This window comes from Nonomuraea aridisoli, from assembly GCF_003236395.1.
GTDB classification, from domain to species: domain Bacteria; phylum Actinomycetota; class Actinomycetes; order Streptosporangiales; family Streptosporangiaceae; genus Nonomuraea; species Nonomuraea aridisoli.
Genome location: NZ_POUD01000020.1, coordinates 40,879 through 61,867 on the forward strand (window position 1 = coordinate 40,879; position 20,989 = coordinate 61,867).

Below are 20,989 nucleotides of genomic sequence, written 5' to 3' on the forward strand. Positions count from 1 at the left end.
CCCTTGCCCCGAGCGGCCAAGGGTGATCCGAGTGATGTTCCGTGAGGGGACCCCCACCGGAACACCGCCCGGCCGGGCAAGCCCTCCATGTCAGGCTGTTCCGTATAGGTGTTCCTCGTACTGTTCCAGTGAAGATCCCCTATCCGGAACACTTGGAGCCGTGAACGGAACCCGTGTCGGCTACGCCCTCGCTCTACCGGCGAACAAGACGTCGTGATCCAGACCGAGCAGCTCCGGGCCCTCGGCGTCCCCGAAGATCGCATCTACATCGGCCACAGGACCGTGCTCGTCATCGCCCACCGGCTGCACACCGTCACGAGCGCCGACCAGATCCTCGTCATGGACGGCGGCCGTCTCGTCGAGCAGGGCATCAGGAACTGCGCGACGCCGGCGGCCGGTACGCCCGCCTGTGGACCGTGCAGACCCGCCAGGAAGGAGCCCGTTCATGATCCGCCGGCTGCGTCGCCTGCTGCCTGCCCGCGAGTCCGCGGAGCTTTCGCGGCTCGTCGCCTGGCTGACCGTCGCGGCGGCGCTCCAGGGCGTCACGCTGGCCTTGGCCGTGCCGTTCTTCGACGCGCTCCTGTCGGGCCCGCCTGGCTCCGCGCTGCCCTGGCTGGCGGCGCTGTCCGGCTCGTCGTGGACTGGCGGATCGCGCTCGCGCTGGCTCTCGCCGGGCTTGTGCTGGAACGCGTCTCGGTGCTCACCCGGAACCGGATGCGACGCGTCGAAGCCGAACTGCACGTGGCCGACGACCGCGCCGCGACCCGTGTGCTCGAGTACGCCAGGGCACAGCAGGTCCTGCGTACCTTCGACACCCATCGCCGGACGCGGGACCTCGACGCCGCCCTGGAACAGGCCGCCACGGCTCTGGCCCCCGGTCTGCTCGGTTTCTCCTTCGTGCTGCAGCTCTGTTTCGCCGCCCTGCTGGCGGTGGGCGTCCTCCTGGCCACGGGCGGTTCGTTGTCGACCGGCCTGTTCGCCGGCCTGATGATCGTTGTCGCCCGGCTGGCCGCCATCGCCTCGACCGGCGCCGAACTGGCCGCGTCGGTGCGGATGAGCTCCGCCCAGCTCGCCCGCGTCGAAGAGGTGCTCTCGACACCGCCGCTGCCCGAACCCGCCACCGCGCCGGCGCCCGTTCCGACCGCCCCGCTCATGGAGGTCGGCCAGGTCACCTTCGGCTACGGCGGCGCGAACGTGCTGGACCGGGTCTCTTTCGAGCTGCCGGAGCGCGGGCTGACCGCGCTGGTGGGGCCGAGCGGCTCAGGCAAGACCACCGTCACCCGCTTGCCGGCCCGGTTCTGGGACGTCGACGCCGGCGCCATCCGATTCCGCGGCCGGGATGTCCGGGCGCTGCCGCACCAGACGTTACACGTCGGCACGGCCGGCGCGCTGTTGTCGGGCGGGCAACGGCAACGGATCTCGATCGCCCGTGCCATCCTCAAGGCCGCCCCGCTCACCGTCCTGGACGAGGCCACGGCCGCGCTGGACCCGGAGAACGCCGCCATCGTGCACCGTGCGATCAGCACGCTCGCGCGGCGCGGCTGCGTGCTGGTCGTCGCGCACCACCTGAGCGCCGTGCAGGCCGCCGAGACGATCCTGGTGCTCGACGGAGGGCGGATCGTCCACCGCGGCGTCCACGACGACCTCATGGCCCGTCCCGGGCTCTACGCCGACTTCGTCCGTGCGCTGCGCGCCAGTGAGGGCTGGGCACTGCGGCATCCCGCGGGTGGCGCGTGATCGACGAGATCCTCCCCGACGCGGTGGTGGCGGTGGAGGCCTTCGGGGACGTGCCCGGCACACGCCTGTTTCCCGAGGAGGAGGCGCTGATCGCCGGGGCCGCGCCCAGGCGGCGCAGGGAGTTCGCCACGGTCCGCGCCTGCGCCAGAGCCGCGCTGGCCGGGCTGGGCCTGCCGCCGGTGCCGGTTCTGCCAGGACCGGGCCGGGCGCCGGCCTGGCCGCCGGGCGTCGTGGGCAGCATGAGTCACTGCGACGGCTACCGGGTCTGCGCCGTCTCCCGTGCCACCGACATGTGGACCATCGGCGTGGACGCCGAGCCGAACGACCCGCTCCCGCCGGACGTCCTCGGCCTGGTGGCCGACCGGGGGGAGCGGGCGTGGATCGCCGGACTGGCCGCCCAGGATCCGGAGGTGTGCTGGGATCGGCTGTTGTTCAGCGCCAAGGAGTCGGTGTACAAGGCGTGGTTCCCGCTGACCGGCCGATTCCTGGACTTCTCCGAGGCCACCCTGACCGTGGACCCGTGCGAGCGGACCTTCTCGGCGAGCCTGGCTCCCGGCCGCACCAGGGACGGCGGCCTGGTCACCGGCTTCACGGGGCGTTGGCTGGTCCGCGGCGGGCTCGTCCTGACGGCGACAGCGGTCCCCCGCGACTGCGGACAAAGCGGGCGATCACTATAGAAATGATTATCGTTCGCATTTATCCTGACTTGGCACCGATGGACGCGCAGCGGGCCCGGCCCGTGCGTGGTCCTCCATGAAGCCCGGTTGATCGGAGATGGCGATGTCCTTGTCCCGCGGTCCGCATGACGACTCCTCGGTCGAGGGGGAGCTGAGCCGGATCTGGGGTGAGTTGCTCGACGTGGACCCCGACACGATTCCGGCCGACGCCAGCTTCCTGCGGCTGGGGGGCGACTCGGTCTTGGCCGTACGGATGTCGGCCATGGTCCGCAGGCGGCTGGCGGTGGAGCTGGCGCTGTCGGACGTGACGGTCGAGATCACGTTGGCCCAGCTCGCGGACGCGGTCCGGCGACGCCGAACCGCCGGGAACGGAGCACATCGCGCCCTGCCGGTGGAGATCGAGCACCGTGCGGACCCGTCGGCGCCGTTCCCGCTGATGCCGCTCCAGCAGGGGTACTTCGTCGGGCAGCACGACGGCTGGGAGCTGTCGTACGAGTCGGCGCACTTCTACGCCGACTTCGGGCTGACCGGCCTGGACGGGGACGAGGCGGCGGAGGCGCTGGAGGACGCGCTGGCACGGCTGGCCCTGCACCAGCCGATGTTGCGGGCGCGGATCACACCGCAGGGAGAGCAGTACGTCCTCGCCCCCGACGCGCCCGGCGCGATCCCGCGGCCCCGCGTGTACGACCTGCGCGAGTCCACGCCGCAGGAGGTGGAGGCACACCTGCTGGCCGTCCGGCACGAGATGCGCACCACCGGGCCGAACCCGCTCCACGGACCGGGCCTGGACGTCCGGCTCAGCCTCCTTCCCGGAGATCGCGGGCGGCTGCACACCGGCGAGAGTCTGCTCATCATGGACGGCTGGTCGGCGACCCTGCTCAACCGCGAACTGCTCACCCTGGCCGCCGACTGGAACGCCGTCCTCGCCCCGCTGGACGTCGACTTCGGCGACTACGTGACCTCGCTGGGCCGGCTGCGTGACAGCGAGCCGTACGCGGCGGACCGGGACTGGTGGCACGCGCGGCTCGGCGACGTGCCGCGTCCGCCCGCGCTGCCGTTGCGCGCCGATCCCCGGGACGTGCGGGCCAGCACCATGGAGACCCTGGAGAACCACGTGGCGGCGGACCGCTGGGCGGCGCTGCGCGACCAGTGCGCCTCCCGGGAGGTCACGCCGTCGGCGGCCATGCTGACCGCCTTCGCCGTGGTGCTCGCCCGGTGGGCCGGTCACCGGCGGATGCTGCTCAACTCCCTGCAGCTCAACAGGTTGCCGTTGCATCCCGACATCCATCGCGTCATCGGCGCGTTCGCCACCACGATGCTGATCCCGGTGGAGCTGGCGCAGGGCCGTACGTTCGCCGACCTGGCGGGGGAGATACAGCGGACCTTCACCGAGCACGCGGCGCACAACCTGGTCTCCGGCGTGGAGGTGTCACGGGAGCTGGCCCGGCGGCGTGAGACCACCCGGCCGGTCGCGCCCGTGGTCTTCCAGAGCACCCTCGGCATGGACGCGGCGATCGGCGCCCAGGCCGAATCCGCGGGGCCGCTGGGCGACCTGAACTTCGACGACTTCCACCACCAGCTGCGCACCCCGCAGGTGGCGCTGGAGGCCCGCTTCTACGAGATGCGCGACGAGCTGGTCCTCGTCTTCTCGCTGGTGGCGGAGCTGTTCCACACCGAGCAGGTGGACGCCGCCTTCGCCGACCTGCTGGCGCTGGTCGAGACGCTGGCCGACGGGCCGGGCTGGGACCGGATCGTCGACCTGCCCGCCGCGGCGGCTCCGGACCCCGTGCCGGGCCTGACGCTGGACCGGCTGCCGGAGCACGACGCCGACCATGGCGACGGGCCGCCGGTCGACGAGCTCGAACAGCGGATCTGCACGGTGTGGGAGGAGATCCTGGGCGTCCCCGTGCTCGACCGGGGCGCCGGCTTCTTCGCCCTCGGCGGCGACTCGCTGCTGGTGGTCCGCACCCTGGCCCGGATCGCCAAGGAAGTGGGCGGCGCGCCCAGCGTCCGCGAATTCCTCAACGCTCCCACGGTGGCGGGCGTGGCGGCGGCGGTCCGGGCCCGCCTGGCGGACGCGCGGCCATGACGGTGATCGGCGTCCTCGGCGGCGCGGGAACGGTGGGCCGGGTGGCCGTGGACCGGCTGGCCGGCTACGGGCTCGGTGAGCTGCGGATCGGCGGGCGGGACATCGACCGGGTGACGGCCGTCTGCCGGGCGACGCCCGGGGCGGCCGTGCCCGTGCGCGTCGATCTGCGCGATCCCGATGAACTGCGCGCCTTCTGTACGGGGTGCCGGGTCGTGGTCAACTGCGCCGGGCCGTCGTACCAGGTGCTCGACACCGTGGCACGGGCCGCGCTGGCGGCAGGGGCGGACTACGTCGACGCGGGCGGGGACCTGACGGCCGTCGAAGCCCTGGAGTCGGCCGCGCCGCCGGAGCTCGCCGAGCGGGCCGCGGTGTTCTCGGCCGGGGTGATGCCGGGGCTGTCCGGGCTGCTGCCGCGCCTGCTGGCGGCCGGGCCCCTGGCCCGGCTGGACGGTTACGTGGGCGGCGCCGCCCGCATCAGCGAGCTGTCGGCCGTGGACGTGCTGCTGACCCGGGGCCCGCGTTTCGGCACCGCCCTCGCGGCGTGGCGGGACGGACGACTCGCGCCCGGCGCCCTGGCCCCGCTGCACGACGTGACGTTGCCCGGCTTCGCCGGGCGGGTGCACGCCTGGCCGTTCCTGTCGGCCGAGTTCGCCAGGCTCGCCACGGAGCTGGACGTCGCGGAGGCGCGCAACTACACCGTGTACGTCACGGACGCCATCCCCCGGGCGCTGGCCGAGGCGTGGGCGGACGACGGGCCGATCGAGCGGCACGTCGCCGCGGTCGTGGCGGCGGCCGAGGCCGACCTGGCCGCCACCGGCCCGTACTACACGCTGCTCTTCCAGGCAGTCCCCGCTGCAATGCCCGCGCCCGGACAAAGCAAGGCCCCGCGCCGCCTGATCCTGCGGACGCCGGATTCGTACGCGCTGAGCGGGGTCGTCGCGGCCATCGCGACGCGAGAGGTGCTGGACGGCCGGGTCGAGCCGGGCGCCCGGTCCGCCGCCGAATGCCTGGACGCGGCCGCCGTGTTCGCCCGGCTGTCCGGCGATCCGCTGGTGACGCAGGCCGAGATCCGTTAGCGCCCCCTTTCCCGAGCATGAAGGATGAAAATGATCAACGGTAACCGGCAGACCAAATACGACGTGATCGTGGTCGGCGGCGGCCCCGCGGGGCTGAGCGCCGCGCTGGTCCTCGGACGGCAGCGCCGGCGCGTCCTGGTGGTCGACGGGGGCAACGTGCGCAACGCGCCGGCCGCCGAGATGCACATGTACCTCAGCCGCGACGGGTTCCCGCCCGCGCGGCTGCTGGAGCTCGGCCGATCCGAGCTTGCGGCCTATCCCTCCGTGGAGATCCGGCAGGGCACCGTACGGTCGGCCCGCGGCAAGAAGGAGCTCTTCGAGGTCGAGCTCGACGGCGGAGCGGTCATGCGGGCCCGGCGGCTCGTGCTGGCCACCGGGCAGGTGGACGAGCCGTACCCCATCGAAGGGCTGAAAGAGCGGTTCGGGCGCGGCGTCTACCACTGCCCGTTCTGCCACGGCTGGGAGACGCGCGACCGATCGCTGGCCGTGATCACCCGGATTCCCGCGGAGACCTCGCTCGCGCTGTACGTCGCCGACCGGTTCAGCGACGACGTGGTCCTGTGCACGCACGGCCCGCTGGAACTGCCCCCCGTGATCGCCGCCAGGCTCGGCGAGAAGGGCGTCCGGGTGATCGACACCCCGATCACCCGGGTGGCGGGTGAGCCGGGCGCCCTGGAGCTGCACTTCGCCGACGGCAGCACGCTGACCCGCCAGGACCTCTACCACCGTGCGCCCACCCGGCAGCACTCGGCGCTCGCGGCCGAGCTGGGCTGCGAGCTCAACGCCGACGGGACCGTCCGGGTGAACGAGCTGCAGGAGACCACGGTGCCGGGCGTGGCGGCGGCGGGCGACACCGCCAAACTCCCGGCCGTCCCGGACGCACCGACGCTGGTCTCGCTGGGCGCCGCGGACGGGGTGCGCGCCGCGGTGTGGATGGACGGCGACCTCTTCCGCTCCGACCTGGGCCTGATCCCGTCCTGACCGGGCGGGGGCCGGAGCCCGCGGCTCCGGCCCCCGGCTCAGTCCTTGCGGGCGACGAACAGGTGCAGCCCGGTGGCGGCGAGCGGATGATCGTCGCCCGGCAGCGTGAACATCGGGTGCAGGCCCGCGCCGCTCAGCACGTCCAGCCATTCCTCCCGGGTGAGGAACACCCGGTCGTCGCCGTTACGCGGATCATCGGGATCGAGCCGCGGCTCGCCGGTCCGCGGGGACATGAGGAACTGCATCGAGGTCAGGATGGCGGACATCTCCCGGCAGGTCTCCACGAAGACGAACAGGCCGCCCGGCGCCAGCAACCGGCCGAGCCCGGCGACCACGTCCCGCGCGTGGCGGGCGTTGTGCAGCACGTTCGCCGACAGCAGCACGTCCTGCGAGCCCGGCGGCACGTCCTGGTCGGCCGGGTCGGCGTTGATGTCGAAGAGAGCGAAACGCACCCCGGGCCGGTCACCGAAGCGCTCACGACCCAATGTCAGGAAATATCGTGACACGTCGGTGAACAGGTACTCGACGTCCTGGCCGGTCAGGGCCCGTAGCGCGTCCACGGTCGTGCCGCCGACCCCCGCGCCCAGCTCCAGCACCCGCAGCGGTCCCGCCGCGCGTCCGGCCGCCCAGCGCAACGTCTCGCCGACGGCGGCGTTGAGGTAGCGGTTGACGGTGTTCTCCCGGTACGCGCCATCGGCCGTGCCCATGTCGTCGCCGGCGAACAGCAGCGCCTGCACCGGCACCTCGTCGCGCAGCAGTTCGGGCAGCCGGTTCATGGCCGCCAGCAGGAACCGGGTCGTCTCCGCCGGATAGCCGATCGCGGCCCCGCCGGCCTCCAAGCCCGGCCCGGCCGCGACGACCTCGTCCCTGCGCACCTTGCGCAACCCGTGGAAGCGGCCCTCCGCGTCACGGGCCAGCCACCCTTGTCTCGCGAGCGTTGCGAGCCAGCGGCGCAGGATCCACCGGTGCCGCTCGGCCGCCTTCAGCGTGTCCGCTATCTCGTCGGCCGTGGCGCCGCCCCTGGTCACCCCGGTGGGGCGCAACGTGCACGCCATCGCGAGCAACGCCGCCTCGTCCAGCCGCTCCAGGAACCCCGGCAACCGCGCGGCGTCCGCGTCCGCGACCGCCTCGGCCGCCCGCTCGGCGGCGCGTCGCTGTACGTCCGTGGCCTCGTCGGCGTCGTCGGGGTCGGGGTCGGCGCCGGGTGGTTCGACCACGATGGGGATGTCGCGGTGGGGAAGCGGCGACCGGCGCAGGACGGCGCGGGAGATCTCCTGGAGCCTGCGGCGGGTGAACGCGGCGAAGGGGTCGTGCGCCGTACCGCCGGTGATGCCCTCCACCGGTTCGGCCGCCGCGCCCGCCGGGCCCACCACGCCCAGCATCGCAGGGTCGCGGGGATCGGCCACCACCGCGGCCCCGGGCCCGGCGGCCGCACGCAGGCGGGACGGCGCCACCGCCCCCTCGCGATCGGGCGCCAGCACGGCGTTGGGAATGCCGTGGACGTGCACCGGCTCCCCGGACAGCAACGCCTTCAGCGCGCCGAGGCGGTCGTCACCGGGAAGCGACGTCCAGGCGACCCTTGTGAGCGCGGGCGGCGGGCCGGCGTCCACGCGCAGCACCGCGTCGAAGCGGTAACGGGTGAGCTCGGTGTCGTCCGTCATGGTCTTGGGATGCACGCTCAGCCGGACCGTCCGCCCGCTCTCCCGGGAGAGCTCCGCCGCCAGCCGCGCCAGCAGCGGCGGGTCGAACAGCAGCTCCTCGTCGCGGGCGGCGCGGTCCGCGGCCCGCCGCGCGAGCTCGGCGTCGTCGGCCGAGGGGTCGGCGGCCCGTTCCACCCACAAGGCGTAGGCGTTCAGCAGCCTGGCGTCGCGGACGTCGCCGACGACCACCGAGCCGCCCGGTGCGACCAGCCCGATCGCGTCGGCCAGCACGGCCTTCAGGTAGTCCACTCCGGGGAAACACTGGGTGACGGAGTTCAGCAGCACGCAGTCGGGGCGGCCGTCGGGCGCGCCGGTCTCCTCGATCGCGGCACGGACCGCGGGGGCGTTCGCCTCGTGGGCGGCCGCTTGCGTGATCGCGCTCCTGGGAAGATCGCGGGCACGGAGAGCGGCGACGGCGGCGGCCGATACGTCGGTGCCCACGTAGCCGTCGACGTGATCGAGCAGGCGGTGCATCAGCAGCCCGGTGCCGCAGCCGAGTTCCAGGATCCAGCGCGGACCGGTGGCGAGCACCAGATCGACGGTGTGATCGATCCACTCGCGCATGTGCGCGATCGGCAGCGGGCGGCCCGTGTCGGACGCGCGCCAGCCGGACAGGTCCAGGTCGGGGGCGTGCCGGGCGTCGTCCTGGGTGTAGGTCCAGTCGTAGACCTCGCCCCAGTGCTCCAGGTACTCGGCGACCAGGCCGCCGACGGGCCGGACGGCCAGGGCGGAGCGGTCGGGGCGGACGTACAGGCGACCGTCGGGGCCCGGCCGGGCATCGCCGATCCAGGGGTGGGCCAGCAGGGTCATGGCCGCTTCGACGAGCGGGGATTCCGGATCAGGGTGCACGGGTGTGGGTCTCCGTTCCGATGGCTTCAGGGGACAGCCGGTGGTCCGCCAGGTACAGCACGCGGTCGGCGCGGGCCGCGACCTCGCGGTCATGCGTGACCAGCAACACGGCCAGGCCGTCGGCGCGCAGGCGTTCCAGCAGGCGCAGCAGCCTGGCGGCGGTGACGTCGTCCAGCGCCGAGGTGATCTCGTCGGCGAGCAGCACGGCGGGGCCGGCGGCGAGTGCGCGGGCGAGCGCCACGCGCTGTCGCTGCCCGCCGGACAGTTCTCCGGGCCTGCGGGCGGCCAGGGCGGGGTCCAGCCCGACCTGCCGGAGCAGCCGCGGCACCTCGGCGTACGCCTGGGCTCGGGGGAGCCCGCGAAGGACACGCGCCGGCCGGGCGAGCGCCGTCGCCACGCGGTGGGCGGGATTGAGCGCCCCGGCCGGATCCTGGCCGACGAGCTGCACGGCCCGCAGCGCCGCACGGGGCCGCCGGTCCAACGGCCAGGCGAGGGGCAGCCCGCCCGACCACAGGTCGCCCGCCTCGGGAGGCAGCAGGCCGGCCAGCGCCCGCAGCAGGGTGCTCTTCCCGGCGCCGGACGGCCCGAGGACCGCCACCAGCTCGCCCGGCCACAGGGTCAGCCCGGCGTCGTCCAGCAACGTCTCACCGCCTCGCGCCAGCCGCATCCCCCGTACCCGGAGCAGCGGCTGCTCACCGCGACCGGGTCGCGCGGTCAGGCCAGGAGAGCCGGAGGCCGCGACATCCGGCGCGACGATGGCCGAGAGAGCCGGGTCGAGCTCCGTGGTGTCGGGACCCCCGACGATCGAGCGAGCCGGGTCGAGGCCCGTGGTGTCCGGAACGCCGATGGGTGAGGGAGCCGGGGCAGGGCTGGTGGTGTCGGGCGCGCCGATGGCCAGGACGCGGTCGGCGAGGCGGGACACGAAGTCCGCGTCGTGGGAGATCACGAGGGTCACCGACCGGCCGTCGCCGCGGCGGCGTCCGATGGCCTGGACGACCAAGTCGAGGGCGGCGGGATCGAGCCCGCTGGTGGGCTCGTCCAGTACCAGCAGGCCCGGTTCGCCGAGCAGGGCGCGGGCGAGCGCCACCCGCTGAGCCTGGCCACCGGACAGCCGGTGGGGCCGGCGCTGCCACAGCGCGTCGGCGTCCAGGCCGAGCGCCGTCAGCATGGCCCGCACCTCGGCCGGCCGGCGAGGACGGCCCTCACCGACCAGGGCACCCACGCCGAGCAGCGGGTTAAGGGAGCCGACCGGGTCCTGGTCGAGCAGGCCGACGTGCGCCCTGCGCCACCGTCGCGCGTCCCGCCCGGGGCGCACCGGGCTCCCGCGCCAGGTGACGACGCCGTCCGTCCTGCGCAGCCCGGGTCCGAGGACGTCGAGCGCGGCCCGGACGAGCGTGGTCTTCCCACTGCCGGACGGGCCCGTGATCGCGACGACCTCTCCAGGGCCGGCGCGCAGGGCGCCCTCCGTGACGATCGGCCGCCCGTGGCCGTCCGCGACGGTGAGCCCCGCGACCTCCAGCACGGCGTCACCAGCGGTCTGCACGGCGCCGCGACCCGCCCGGGGCGGGATGCCCGCGCCGGACGGCACGTCGTGCGCTGCCCGGGGCGGGAAGCGTACGCCGGACGGCACGTTGCGTCCTGCCCGTGGCGCGATGCGCGCGCCCGGCGAGGTGTCGAGGGCGGCCGACAGCAGCAGGGACGCCAGGGCGAGTACGGTGAGCGCGACGGCCGGAGCCAGCAGGGCCGCGGGATTGAGGACCGCGCCCGCGAGGTTCTCCCGCAGCATCGATCCCCAGTCGGGTGCCGGAGGCTGCGGGCCCAGGCCGAGCATGCCGAAGGCGGCGGCCAGCTGCAACGCCAGGACGAAACGGAGCACCACGTCGGCCGAGGCCAGGCCCGCCACCGACGGCAGGATCTCCCGTCCGACGATCGAGACGGCCGTCTCACCCCGGCAGCGGGCCGCTTCCACGTAGCCGGTGTGACGGGCCTGCCGTACCAGGTCGCGCACCATCCGCAGGCCCAGCGGTGCTCCGCCGCACACCGTGCCCGCGACCACGGCGGCCGGCGGCGGCAGGGCGACGGCGAGCACCAGCGCGGTCAGCATGAACGGCGCGGCGAGGAGCAGGTCGGCCAGCGCCGTCAGCGTGAGGTCGCGGCCACCCGCCAGCACCCGCGACAGCACGTCCCGCCCGGCCACATCGGTGCCGAGCGGCCACGCGGCGCCGGGCGGCGCCCACGGCATGCCGATCGACGCGGCCGGATCGTGCGGCGCGAGCGCACCGCCGCACACCGCCGCCAGCACGGTCACCGCGGCCAGCCCCGCGGCCGCCCGGTCACGCCGGCGCACGGACGCCTCCCCGCTCCGGATCGGTCCACGCCCCGAGCACGTCCGCGACCGCCGACCCGGCCAGCACGACCACGGCGGCGAGCATCGCCACGGCCTGCACCACGGGGGTGTCACGGGTGCCGATCGAGCTGACCAGCAGCTCTCCCAGGCCCGCGTAGCCGAACATCATCTCGATCACCGCGGTCGCCGCGACCAGGGCGCTCGCCGTCAGGGCCAGCACCCGGACGGCGGGAGCCAGCAGGAAGGGCGCCACGTGCCGCAGGGCCACCCGGTGGCGCGGCAGCCCGCGCGCCACCGCGTCCCGTACGTGCGGCCGCCGCACGGTGTCGGCGACCGCCCCGCCGAGCAGCCCCGCGCCGAACGCGGCGGCCGGCACCGCGAGCGAGAGCGCCGGGAGCGTCAGCAGCTCCAGATCGAACAGCGGCGCGCCCGCGGCGGGCAGCAACGACACCGGCGGCAACCAGCCCAGCACCACGGCGAACACGACGATCAGACCGGTCGCGAACACCACCTGCGGGACCGCCGCCACCCCCGTCACCACGGTGGACAGCGGCCCGCGCCATCGCGGCGCGGCCGTGCCGACCAGCCAGGCCAGCAGCAGCGTCAGCGGCACGGCCACCGCCAGCGCACAGCCCGCCAGGGTGAGCGTGGCGGGCAACCGTTCGGCGACGATCTGGACGACCGGCCGGTCGGTGACGAGCGAGGTGCCCGCCTCACCGCGGCACAGCCCCGCCAGCCAGGACAGATGGCGCTGCCAGGCGGGAACGTCCAGCCCGAGCTCGGCCCGCAGCCGTTCGAGCTGCTCGGCGCCGGCCCGCCCTCCGGTACGGCTCTGCGCCGCGTCCGAGGGCAGCAGCTCCGTCGCGCAGAACACCAGCACCGACACCGCGACGAGCAGGACCAGCGCCCGCACGAGCGCCATGCCGACGACACGTGTCATCACCCGTCCAGCCGGACCTGCTCGATGAAGGCCAGGTCGAACCCGGGTCCGTCAGGCAGGCCGGAGACGCGCGACGAGGCGAGGTCGAGGCCGTCGCCGACGCCCCACACCACGTACCCGCCCTCGTCGCGCAGTTCGCGCTGGAGCTTCCCGAGCGCCTCCCGCCGCCGCGCCTCGTCCTCGGTCGCCATCGCCTCGTCGTAGGCGGCGTCCCAGTCCTTGCGGTGCCAGGCGGTCTCGTTGGTGGGGGAGTCGCTGAGCAGGGAGACGCGGGCGACGTCGGTGAACGGGATGCCGCCGAAGAAGCCGGTGTAGAAGTCGCTCTGCGCGAACACCTTCGTCCAGTAGGTGTCCGGCGGCGCCGTGGTCACCCGCACGGTGATGCCGGCCTCGCCGAGTTGCCGGGCGAACAGGGTGGCGGCGGTGTCCATCCCCGGGTAGGAGGTGGTGGTGGCCAGCTCCAGGGTGAGCCCGTCGGCGTGCCCGGCCTGCGCGAGCAGCTCCTTGGCGCGGGCGACGTCCCTCGTCCGCTGCGGCACGCCGGCCGGGCTGGAGGGGTCGGCCGGGGTCAGCAGGTCGTTGCCGAGTTTCCCGTAACCGAGGAACACCTTGTCCAGCAGTTCCTGGCGGTCGGTGGCGAGCTTGATCGCCTCCCGCACACGGGGATCGTCGAACGGCTCCCGGTCCAGCCGCATCACGAACGGGTACATGGTGACGGCGGGACGATGCACTACCTTCAGCCCAGGGTTGCCCGAGACCTGCTGGACGGTGGCCGGGCTGACGCTGCTCGCCACGTCGGCCTGACCGGAGATCACCGCCTGGGCGCGGGCCTGCGGATCGGGCACGGCCATGAGCTCGATCCGCGGCGTCGGCGGCCGTTCGCCCCACCACCGCTCGTTGCGTTCGAGCACGGCGCGCTGCGCGTTCCCGCCGGTCATCCGGTACGGGCCCGAGCCGACGACCGGGCGGTCGAAGGCGGTGGTGCCCTCGGGGATCACGAACGTGAACGACGCCAGCGCCCGCGGCACCTCGGCGTACGGCTTGACGGTGACGAGTTCGAGGGTGTGGTCGTCCACCACGCGGGAGGCGTCCATGTCGAACATCGCCATCCGGCCGAAGTTCTCCGCGGCCTTGTCCGCGATGCGGTTCAGCGAGAACAGCACGTCCGCCGCCCGCACGGGCCGGCCGTCGGTGAACGTCACGCCCTGGCGCAACCGGATCGTCCAGGTGGTGAGCTGGTCGTCGGGCTCGAAGGAGGTGGCCAGCCGCGGCTCAAGGGCGCCGTCCGGCTGGAGGGTCGCCAGGACGTCGTACATCAGGGCGAAGCGGGTCAGGTCGGACTGGTTGCCGACTCCGCCGTGCGGGTCGTAGATCGCGGTGGCGGGAGCGCCGACCGCGACGTACCGCAACGTCTGGACGGTCTGACCCGCCGGGGCGGCGGAGCCGCCGGCATCGGCGCCGCATCCGGCCGTCACCAGCGCCAGACCGAGCGCGAGAGCGCCGAGGCGTGCGGGCAGGGAGATCATCAAAGGGTTTTCCGTTTCTCGTGCGGTTCGGGTCAGTACCGGGCGAGCACCCGGTTGATCAGCTCGGCGAGCCGGGCGACGGCGGGCGGGCGCAGCACGCCGTAGTGGTCGGTGTCCAGCGCGTGGATCTCCAGCGGGCCGGCCAGGTGGCGGCCCCAGCCCAGGTCGGGCAGCTCCGGCGGGGTGTCGTCCACGCCCATGCCGACGCCGGAGTTGCGCGCGGCCCGCCGCTCGGCCCGGATCAGCACGGTGGTGGCGTTCGCGTCGTTCAGCCGCCGGGGCGTGTGGGCGCCCAGGCCGCGCAGGTGGCGGGCGAAGACGGCGACCCGTTCCCGGGGGTCCTCGCCGCGGCCCAGCAGCCGGTGCGCCCGCAGCCGCGCCGCGACCGTCTCCCACCGCTCGTCCGCGGGCGTCGCGAGCAGCGCCGCACGCTCCTCCCGCGTGCCGACGCCGAGGTCAAGGCCGAGGTACGCCTCGAACGCGCCGAGCTGCCGTACGGTCGCCTCGGCCATCTCGTCGCCGGGCAGCGGCGTGATGTAGGTCGGGTCGTTGGAGTCGAACATCAGCAGCAGCCCGACGGCGGCGCCGTCCTCGTGCAGCTGGCAGGCCACCTCCTGGCCGAGGCTGCCGCCCATCGACCACCCGCCGAGCAGGTAGGGACCGTGCGGGCGATGCCGCCGGATCGCCTCCCGGTAGCGGCGGGCCAGGCCGGGCAGGTCGTCCGGGGCGGACCCGCCGGCCAGGCCGGGGTCGGTGAGCGCGATGATCGCGAACCGCTCGTCCAGCAGCCGCGACAGCTCGGCGTAGCACAGCACGTCCCCGCCGGACGGGTGGATGAGGAACAGCGTCTGCTCTCCCGTGCCCTCCCGCATCGGCACCACGATGTCGTCGTGGCCGCCGGACACGGTGGCGGGCTCGTCCCACGCCGATGGCTCGGCGGCCAGGCGGCGCACCCGGGCCGCGTACCGGGCGAACATCTCGTCCACCTCCGCGTCCGGCAGCAGCCCGGCGACGGCGTCCCACTGCAGCAGCAGCTCGTCGCGCTGCACCAGCACCTGGTGGTCCAGCCACGTCTGCGGGGTCTGGCTGAGGGCGTGCACCTGCTCGCCCACCCACTGCAGGTCGGGCCGGCCGCCGACGAGGTCCTCCAGGCCGAGGGCGCTGGTGAACACCACGGGAACGGACTCGGCGCGGCCCTGCCCGGAGGCGCGTTCGGCGAGGAGGTCCAGCGCCGAGTAGGCGCGGTGGTCGAGGTCGGAGAAGAGCCGGTGCCGCGTCCGCTCCGCCTGCTCGGCGAACGTCCCGGGCTCGCGCCGGTCCACTTCGTGCAGCAGCAGCGAGGTGAAGTCCCCGACGACCTTCTCGACGTCGGGGTGGATCGGCGGGCGGTCGAACAGGGTGAGCGTGAGGGCGAAGTGCTCGCTTGCCGACCACGCCGCCAGCGTCTCCGCATAGGCGGTCAGCAGGACGGCGGCGGGGGTCAGCCTGCGCCGGGCCGCCTCCCGCTTGAACTCCTCCCACTGCCCGGCCGTCAGCCGCGCGGTGCGGCGGACGAAACGCGGAGCACCCTCGGGAACGGTGACGGGCAGTGGCGGAGGGCCGGGCAGCGTGTCCAGCCGCGCCCGCCAGTAACCGGCGGCGCGCCGCCAGTCATCGCTGGCGCGGGCCTGCTCGAGCGCGCGCACGCAGGCGGCGAAGTCGATGCCCGGCTCGGGCAGCGGGGTGTCCGGGTGCTCGTAGTGGTGGCGGACCTCCCGGTCGATGATCCAGTAGCTGCCGGCGTCGCAGATCAGCACGTCCACGCCGATGAACAGCCGCACCCGTCCCCCCGGCAGCCGGGCGGCCTGGATCTGCACCAGCGGCCAGCGGTCGGACGGCCCCGGATCACGGGAGATCCGCTCACGCAGCCGGGTCAGCCGCTCGGCCGCGGCCGCCTCGCCGGCTGCGCTCAGGTCGTGCACCCGGATCCGGTACGGAGGCACGTGGTCGAGCACCTTGAGACGGCCCTGGCGGGTGACGATCGTGCGCAACATCGGATGCCTGGCGATCACCTTCCGCCAGGCCCGCTCGTACCGGGGCAGGTCCAGGTCGGGACAGTCGTACTCCAGGTAGAACTGGCAGGCGATGTCGCCCAGCGCGTAGCCGCCTTCACGGCCCACCCAGTAGGCGTGCTGGACGCGGGTCATGGGGAAGGTGCCGTCAGCGGCGTCGTCGGGTGCCGTCGTGACCTCGGGCATGGGGAACGTGCCGTCAGGGGCGTCGTCGCGTGCCGTCCTGACCTCGGGCTCGGCCGGTCCGACCGGCTCGCGGACGGTCAGCAGCCTGGCGAGCGCGCCGACCGTGGGGTTGGCGATCAGGTCGCGCAGCCGCAGCCGCACCCCGTGCGACTCGCGCAGCAGGGCGAGGATCCGGGTGGCCAGCAGGGAGTGCCCGCCGAGGGCGAAGAAGTCGGCGTCGGCCGAGGTCACCGGCACGCCCAGCAGCTCCGTCCACAGCTCGGCCACCGTCCGCTCGGCGGGGGTGAGCGTGGTCTCCTGCCCGGCATCGGCGCCCCGCCGCGGCGGCGCGGTGTAGGCGGCCTGGGCGGAGCGTTCGCGCAGGTCGGTGGTGGACACGGCGACCACGGGCGGCCGGGTGCGGCGGCGGGTCACGATCCGGTCCAGCGCCGCCATCCCGGTCCGAGCCCCGAGCGCGAACGCCAGCCGCACCGTCCGCTCGGTCCCGGCGGGGCCGACCTTCCACGCGTCCCACACCACGCTGACCCAACGGGTCGCTCCGGCCCCTGCTTCGGCCTCGGCCAGGGCGTCCAGGTAGCGGTTGGCCGCGCAGTACGGCCCCATGCCGATGCCGCCGACGAGGGTGCCCGCCGAGGACATCAGCACCACGTCGCGGGGCCGGCGCTCGGTCGGCAGCCGTTCGACCGCCTCACGCAGGGCGAGCGCCCCGGCGATCTTGGCGTGCACGTGCCCCGTGACCTGGCCGGGGCCGGTCGCGCGCAGCGGACGCAGGTCGGCGGTGGCCACCACGCCCGCCGCGTGCACGACCAGGTCGATCGGGCCATCGGCCGACAGCTCCGCGAGCAGCGCGGCCGTGCCCTCGGCGTCGGCGGCGTCCAGCCGGCGGACGTCGAGGGGCAGTCCTTCCTCGGCCAGCCCGCGCAGGGACGCGGCGCGTTCCCGGGCGGCGGGATCGGCGTCGTCGACGGCGGGCCGTCCGCTCCGGGAGGTGACCACCACGCGCATGCCCTTGCGGGCCAGATGGGCGGCGGTGGTGAGGCCGACGTCGCCGAGCCCTCCGATGATCAGCGCCGTCCCGCAGGCGGGGATGTCCGGGGCGGGTACGGGCCGCCACGGGGTGATGGCCCGCAGCCAGCGTTCCCCGCTCCGCAGGGCCGGCTCGGCTCCCGAGCCCTCGGTGGCGAGGAGGTCGGCCAGCTCGGCGGGCACCGCCTCGCCGAGGTCGGTGTGCTCGTCCACGTCCAGCACCCGCCAGCGCGCACCCGGCTGCTCCTGGGCGATGACCCTGGGCAGCGCGTGCAGCGCCGCGGCGGCGGGATCGGGCCGGTCGGCGCCGCTCACCCGCTGGGCCCCCCGCGTGACCTGGAGCAGCACCCCGGCCGACCGCTCCCCGCTGAAGAACCGCTCAGCGATCCGCGCATGCCCCAACACCCCTTCGCTCACGGCTTCGGCGTCGGAGTGACGAGTACGTGCCTTCGCGTCATCGGTCCCGGTTTCGGGGTTGGCGGGGCTGGTGTGCACCCTCGCGTCTTCGGCTCTGGCCTTGGCGTCGGCGTGGCCGATGCGTTCTCCTGTGCCTCCCGTCGCCGCCTCGAAGGTGGCGGGGTGGTTCCAGTGGCCGGCCAGGAGCACGACGCCCGTCCAGTGGGCGTCGGGGTGCTCGTCCGCTTGGGTCGCGGGGATCGCTTCGGCTCCGGCGGCCGACAGTGACGCGACCACCGAGGCGACCGCGTTCTCGTCGTCACCGGCCACCGCCCAGCGGCCCGCCAGCCCGGCCGCCGGGTCCAGCGGGGGGACCTGCGTCCAGACGGGGATCTGCAGCGGCTCGTCCTCGTCGGGCTCCTGCGCCGCGGTGACGGACGGTGCGGGCCGCTCGGGCGGATCGATCCACAACCGTCGCCGCCGGAACGCCTGGCCCGGCAGCGCGATCCGCCGGCGCCGCCGATGCATCGCCGCGAAGTCCGGCTCCACGCCGTGCGTCCACAGCCGGCCGGCCGTCTCGCGCAGGGCCGTCAGATCGCTGTCGTCCTGGTCGGTGGCCAGGGTGGTCAGCGCGGCCCGCAGCTCCGGCAGGCGATGGGCGCGTGCCAGAGCCGCCAGCGCCCCGCCGGGCCCGACGTGGAGGAGCACCGCCGGCGTGCCCTCCACCGCCGTGCGCAGCGCCTCGGAGAACCGCACCGGCTCGCGAAGCTGGCGCACCCAATGGTCGGCCGTGCCGAGCTCGGCGGTCACCACCTTCCCGGTCAGCGTGCTGACCAGCGGAACCGTGGGAGCCGCGGCGGCCAGCCCCGCCGCGGCGGCCTCCAGCAGGGGCAGGGCCGGCTCGACGAGCCGCGAGTGCGCCGCTCCGTCGAACCGCAGCCGGGCCGGCTCGTGCCCGGCGTCCGTCAGCGTCTTCTCCAGCGCCGCCACGGCCGGCTCGGGGCCGGACACCACGCACGCGCCGGGAGCGTTCAGCGCCGCCAGATCGACGCCCGGATGCTCGCGCAGCAGCGCGCGCGTCTCGGCCTCGCCGCGCGGCACGGACAGCATGGCGCCGTCGCCGGCGGCCTCCGCCATCGCCAGGGAGCGGACGGCCACCAGCCGTACCGCGTCCCGCAGCGGCAACGCCCCGGCCACCACGGCCGCGGTGTATTCGCCCAGGCTGTGCCCGAGGACCACGTCGGGGCGCACGCCCCACGTCTCCAGCAGCCGCGCCGTGGCCAGGGAGACCGAGAACAGGGCGGGCAGCCCCGGCACCGGCCCGCGGACGTCGTCCTCCGCGCCACGGACGACCGCGCGGATGTCGCGACCCAGATGGGGGTGGAACAGCTCGGCGCACTCGTCCACGCAGGCGGCGAACGCCGGCTCGGCGTCGTACAGGGCGGCGCCCATGCCCGCGCGGGCGCTGCCGCCGCCGGGGAACGCGAACACGAGCCTCGGGGGCGAGGCGGGTGCGGCCAGCGGGGCGGCGTCGCGCAGGGCCGCCGCCAGATTCCCGTCCTCCGCGACGACACTGACCCGATGGCGCCGGTGGCGGCGGCCCTGCTGCAGCGTGTACGCCACGTCCGCCACCGGCACGGCGGGCGCGCTCCCGGCCCAGCGGGCCAGTCCGGCCACGGTCTCGTCGAGAGCCTCAGGAGTGTGCGCCGACAGCACCACCGGGTGCGGGCGGCCGTCGGCGGGCGGCGCGGGCCGCTCCGGCGCGGGTCCCACGACGACGTGGGCGTTGGTGCCGCCGATGCCGAACGAGCTGACCCCGGCCAGCTCGGGACCGTCCCAGCGGCGCGTACGGCTCACCACCTCGAACGGCGACCCCGCCAGACCGAGCAGCTCGTTGACGGGTTCGGCGTGCAGCGAGGCGGGCAGCACGCCGTGCCGGATCGCCAGCACCGTCTTGATGAACGACGCGATCCCGGCCGCCGCGTTGGTGTGGCCGAGATTGCTCTTGACCGACCCCAGTCCGCACCAGGCCGGTCCGCTGTCACCGAACACCTGGCGCAGCGCGGCGACCTCGATCGGGTCGCCCAGCCGGGTGCCGGTGCCGTGCGCCTCGACGTACCCGATCTGCCGGGGATCGGCCCCGGCGACCGCCAGCGCCTCCGCGACGGCGCGGGCCTGCCCGCGCACCGACGGCGCGGTCAGCCCGGTCTTGTCCGCTCCGTCGTTGTTGACGGCCGATCCGTGCACCACCGCGAGAACCGGGTCGCCGTCGTCCAGCGCGTCGCGCAGCCGCCGCAGCACCACCGCGCCGACACCCTGGGTGTAGACGATGCCGGTGCCATGGGCGGAGAACGGGCGCACCGTGCCGTCCTCGGAGTAGATGCCGTCGGGGGTGGACAGGTATCCCCGGCCCTGCGGCACGATGAGGGAGACGCCTCCCGCCAGCGCCGTGTCGCACTCACCCGACAGCAGCGACTGCACGGCGACGTGCACGGCGACCAGCGAGGTCGAGCAGGCGGTGTTGACCGAGATCGCCGGGCCGGTCAGGTCGAGCCGGTAGGCCACCTGGGCGGGCAGGTAGTCGGTCTGCGTGGCGATGGCCGTCTGGAGGCTGCCGCCCGGATCGGCGCCGCCGCCGGTGGGATCCCAGCGTCCGGCCAGATTCGCCGCCAGGTAGGCGCTCTGCGCCGCTCCGGCGAACACCCCCACCGCTCCCGCGCCACGGCCGCCGCCGTGCCCGGCCTGCTCCAGCGCCCGCCAGCAGATCTCCAGGAACAGCCGCTGCTGCGGGTCCATCAGCGCGGCCTCGCCGTCGGTGAGACCGAACGGCTCGGGATCGAACAGGTCCTGGCCGTCGATCAGCCCGGCCACCGGCACGTACGCGGGGTCGCGGCGCAGCCTGCCGGGCACCCCGCGCGCCGCGAGCTCGTCGTCGGTGAGCCGGGTGAGCCCTGCACGCTCTTCGACCAGCAGCCGCCACAGTGCGTCGGCGTCGGGCGCGCCGGGGAAACGACAGGCCAGGCCGGTCACCGCGACCAGGTCGTCATGGGGGTTCATCGGGTGCTCTCCTCGGCCTTGAGCCGTGCCAGGCGCCTGGCCTGGGCTCGTCGCGCGGTGGCGTCGCCGTTTCCGGCCGGCGCCGGAGGCGGGCCTTCCGCGCGGCGTTCGGTGATGTGCAGGGCGAGCTGCCGGATCGTGGGGTGGTTGAACAGGTCCACGACGGTCAACCGCGGATCGAGCAGTTCGGTCAGCCTCACGTGGGCGCGGACCAGCGTCAGCGACGTGGCCCCGAGCCGGAAGAACGGCACGGTCGGATCGACGTCCATGCCGTCGAGCAACTCGCTGAGCACCCGGCTCACCACCCGCTCGACCTCCGCATCCGGCCGCACCGCCCCCGCCCTGCCGGAC

General features: G+C 74.7%; 12 protein-coding genes. 5 read left to right on the forward strand and 7 right to left on the reverse strand.

The genetic code is table 11. The annotated features are described in order from the left end of the window. Positions 1-180: 180 nt before the first annotated feature. On the reverse strand, positions 181-741 hold the full coding sequence (locus tag C1J01_RS51950) for a hypothetical protein (RefSeq protein ID WP_235854316.1): 561 nt from the start codon (positions 739-741) through the stop codon (positions 181-183). Between C1J01_RS51950 and C1J01_RS07820 the strand changes: the two genes are divergently transcribed. The 5 genes from C1J01_RS07820 to C1J01_RS07840 all read left to right on the forward strand — a co-directional run bounded on the left by C1J01_RS07820 (position 715) and on the right by C1J01_RS07840 (position 6,560). Further along, positions 715-1,737: an ATP-binding cassette domain-containing protein gene (locus C1J01_RS07820; RefSeq protein WP_235854315.1), complete on the forward strand. Its 1,023-nt coding sequence runs from the start codon at positions 715-717 to the stop codon at positions 1,735-1,737. The two genes, C1J01_RS51950 and C1J01_RS07820, sit on opposite strands and share 27 nt — an antisense overlap. Further along, on the forward strand, positions 1,734-2,414 hold the full coding sequence (locus C1J01_RS07825; RefSeq protein ID WP_111177555.1) for a 4'-phosphopantetheinyl transferase family protein: 681 nt from the start codon (positions 1,734-1,736) through the stop codon (positions 2,412-2,414). The genes C1J01_RS07820 and C1J01_RS07825 overlap by 4 nt, the downstream gene beginning before the upstream one ends. A 103-nt stretch (positions 2,415-2,517) precedes the next feature. Next, the gene (locus C1J01_RS07830) at positions 2,518-4,503 is read left to right on the forward strand and encodes a phosphopantetheine-binding protein (RefSeq protein ID WP_111177585.1); all 1,986 of its coding nucleotides are present in this window, start codon (positions 2,518-2,520) and stop codon (positions 4,501-4,503) included. Continuing rightward, entirely contained in the window at positions 4,500-5,579 is a 1,080-nt protein-coding gene (locus tag C1J01_RS07835; protein ID WP_111177557.1) for a saccharopine dehydrogenase NADP-binding domain-containing protein, read from the forward strand. Before C1J01_RS07830 ends, C1J01_RS07835 begins: the two co-directional genes overlap by 4 nt. Before the next feature lie 30 nt (positions 5,580-5,609). Then, a complete protein-coding gene (locus tag C1J01_RS07840) occupies positions 5,610-6,560 on the forward strand; it encodes an NAD(P)/FAD-dependent oxidoreductase (RefSeq protein ID WP_111177559.1) in 951 nt (316 codons plus the stop codon). Between the two features lie 38 nt (positions 6,561-6,598). Here C1J01_RS07840 and C1J01_RS07845 read toward each other — a convergent pair whose 3' ends face one another. The 6 genes from C1J01_RS07845 to C1J01_RS07870 form a co-directional block, all read right to left on the reverse strand. After that, positions 6,599-9,109, reverse strand: a complete 2,511-nt coding sequence (locus C1J01_RS07845) for a class I SAM-dependent methyltransferase (RefSeq protein ID WP_181448624.1) — start codon at positions 9,107-9,109, stop codon at positions 6,599-6,601. Then, positions 9,099-11,456 (reverse strand): ABC transporter ATP-binding protein/permease, encoded by a 2,358-nt coding sequence (locus tag C1J01_RS07850; RefSeq protein WP_235854313.1) that lies wholly within the window; start codon positions 11,454-11,456, stop codon positions 9,099-9,101. The genes C1J01_RS07845 and C1J01_RS07850 overlap by 11 nt, the downstream gene beginning before the upstream one ends. Next, entirely contained in the window at positions 11,443-12,396 is a 954-nt protein-coding gene (locus C1J01_RS07855; protein ID WP_235854314.1) for an ABC transporter permease, read from the reverse strand. Before C1J01_RS07855 ends, C1J01_RS07850 begins: the two co-directional genes overlap by 14 nt. Continuing rightward, positions 12,396-13,922: an ABC transporter substrate-binding protein gene (locus tag C1J01_RS07860; RefSeq protein WP_111177563.1), complete on the reverse strand. Its 1,527-nt coding sequence runs from the start codon at positions 13,920-13,922 to the stop codon at positions 12,396-12,398. The genes C1J01_RS07855 and C1J01_RS07860 overlap by 1 nt, the downstream gene beginning before the upstream one ends. Before the next feature lie 32 nt (positions 13,923-13,954). Further along, positions 13,955-20,638, reverse strand: coding sequence for a type I polyketide synthase (locus C1J01_RS07865; RefSeq protein WP_111177565.1), 6,684 nt, complete (start codon positions 20,636-20,638; stop codon positions 13,955-13,957). Then, the coding region (locus tag C1J01_RS07870) for an acyl carrier protein (RefSeq protein ID WP_220039787.1) at positions 20,635-20,989 on the reverse strand (355 nt) is incomplete at its 5' end. The genes C1J01_RS07870 and C1J01_RS07865, both read right to left, overlap by 4 nt.